At 40.2% G+C, this 2,483-nt stretch carries 2 protein-coding genes; both read right to left on the minus strand.

Going from position 1 to position 2,483, the window contains the following annotated elements; translation table 11 throughout:
• Positions 1–139 precede the first annotated feature (139 nt).
• On the minus strand, positions 140–1,063 hold the full coding sequence (locus tag HT723_RS11170; RefSeq protein ID WP_000818350.1) for a carbohydrate ABC transporter permease: 924 nt from the start codon (positions 1,061–1,063) through the stop codon (positions 140–142).
• Between the two features lie 13 nt (positions 1,064–1,076).
• Positions 1,077–2,006, minus strand: a complete 930-nt coding sequence (locus HT723_RS11175; RefSeq protein ID WP_100104799.1) for a sugar ABC transporter permease — start codon at positions 2,004–2,006, stop codon at positions 1,077–1,079.
• Positions 2,007–2,483 lie beyond the last annotated feature (477 nt).

Genomic DNA, 2,483 nt, shown 5'->3' on the forward strand with positions numbered 1-2,483 from the left:
GAGGTTGCAGATAGAACTGACGGAGTCAGTAACATCTATACGGCAAGGCGACGTTGACGCGGTTTGAAGAGATTTTCGAAGAGTATTAACTTCACACAAGGGAAGTTGGGAACTGAGAAATGTTCTTTCTCAATAAGCACTATTCTTTCACACCACCGATAGTCAAACCTTTTACAAAGTAGCGTTGGAAGAATGGATACAAAATCGCGATTGGAAGGGTTGCGACCACAACCATGGCCATACGACCTGTTTCTTTCGGTAGAGCAACTCCCAGTTGACCAGTCAAGCCGACCGCTTTGGCAATATAGTCCATATTTTGTTGGATTTGCATGAGCAAATATTGCAATGGATACAAGTTGTCACTCTTGATGTAAAGAAGGGCGTTGAACCAGTCATTCCAGAAACCAAGAGCTGTCAAAAGCGTGATGGTTGCGATACCTGGTAGTGACAATGGCAAACAGATTTGGAAGAAAATCCGAGCCTCACTGGCACCATCGATACGAGCCGATTCGAGAATGGCTTCTGGAATGGTCTTCTTGAAGAAGGAACGCATCAAGATGATGTTAAAGGGTGAGAGAAGCATTGGCACAATCAAGGCCCAAACAGTGTCCCCAAGCTGAAGGACACGGGTCACCATGATATAACCTGGTACCAAACCAGCGTTGAACAACATACTGAGCAGAACGAAGATGGTAAAAAATCTGCGATACTTAAAGGTTGTCCGTGAGATAGCGTAGGCATAGGTTGTTGTGATAAAGACATTTGTAAATGTCCCAACTACGGTTACAAAGACAGAAATGAAGAGAGCCTGTAAGATTTTATCCTTAAACTGTGCCAAGAACTCAAAACCGTCTAATCCAAATTGGGATGGGAAGAAGCTGTAGCCGTATTGGAGGAGGCTTTTCTCGTCCGTCACTGAAATAATGATAACGAATACGAAGGGTAGGATACAAGAGAGGGCAATCAAACCCGAAATGGTACTGAAGAAGATATCTGCTTTCTTACTGAAGGAGTGAATGCCGACATTATCAATTTTTTCTTTTTTAATTTTCTTTTCTGCCATATTCTCCTCCTTTCTAGAACAAAGCTGAGTTTGGATCAACTCGTCTTGCCAGTAAGTTTGATAGAACCACCAGCATCAAACCGACTACTGATTGGTAGAGACCTGCTGCTGAAGCCATCCCGATATCCGCTGTCTGAGTCAAACCATTATATACATATACGTCCAAGACGTTGGTTACGTTATAAAGCTGACCAGCATTGTGAGGGATTTGGTAGAAAAGACCGAAGTCTGCACGGAAGATATTTCCGACTGCAAGGATGGTCAATACAGTTACCAGCGGTGTCAACTGCGGAATGGTTACATTACGAATCCGTTGCCATTTGCTGGCTCCGTCTACTGTCGCTGCTTCGTAGTAGGTTGGATCAATTCCCATGATTGTCGCATAGTACATGACACTGCTATATCCAAAACCTTTCCAAATACCTAGGAAAAGTAGGAGATAAGGCCAAATTCCCAAATCAGCGTAGAAGTTGACTTCTTTTAGACCAAGACTTTCCAATAAATGGTTGAACACCCCTTTATCAATGTTTAGGAAGGCATCTGTAAAGAAACTGATGATAACCCAAGACAGGAAGTAAGGGAACAACATAGAAGTTTGGAAAATCTTCACCATTCTCTTGGAACGGAGCTCGCTGAGGATAATGGCAATCCCTACAGATACAACTAAACCTAGAAAAATAAATCCAAGATTGTAGAGGACCGTATTTCGTGTGATAATAAAGGCGTCTTTTGAACTAAATAAGAATCTGAAATTATCGAGTCCGACCCATTTACTATTTATGATACTATCTATGAAACCATTACTGGTCATGTGGTAGTCTTTGAAGGCAACCACGTTCCCAAATACTGGAATGTAGAAGAATAGAATCAACCAGAGCGCCCCTGGCAAAACCATCAAGAGAAAGATCCAGTTGTCTCTCAAGGTTTTTGAAAACTTATTCATAATTTCCTCCCTTTTTATTTTGATATCCGTCTAAAAATTCCTTTTTAGACTTTTGATAACGATTACATTATTAGTATACTCCTATTTGTAGATTAGGTTAAACTCCTAATTATAGAAAAAACTCTACAAATTATGTAGCAGATTTAAAACTTTATCACCACTATCAAACAAATGTCCTAAATCAATTGTTTATTTTATCTCTATTAGCCCAGTGATGGCGTCACTCTGTTACCCTGTGCTAGTCTCCCAAACAAAATTTTAGGAGCAATGAAGCCCACTATTCTTAGAAAAAAAGCCTATTATCAAGTTCCATAGACTTTTGACCATAGGCGTTTTTCTCTTTTTAACGTTTTTTCTCAAAACTCATCATGAGCTCTGTCTAAAAATAAAGGTACTACTTTTCTCAACTTTTTTAGAAAGCTAATACTCTTCGAAAATCTCTTCAAACTACGTCAGCCTCCATCTGCAACCTCAAAA

The sequence above is a fragment of the Streptococcus sp. 2106 genome (genome assembly GCF_013277315.1).
In the GTDB taxonomy this organism is placed as follows: domain Bacteria; phylum Bacillota; class Bacilli; order Lactobacillales; family Streptococcaceae; genus Streptococcus; species Streptococcus pseudopneumoniae.

Coding starts and splice junctions, on each gene's coding strand:
- HT723_RS11170 (WP_000818350.1), bottom strand. CDS start 1,063: ATGGCAGAAAAGAAAATTAAAAAAGAAAAAATTGATAATGTCGGCATT.
- HT723_RS11175 (WP_100104799.1), bottom strand. CDS start 2,006: ATGAATAAGTTTTCAAAAACCTTGAGAGACAACTGGATCTTTCTCTTG.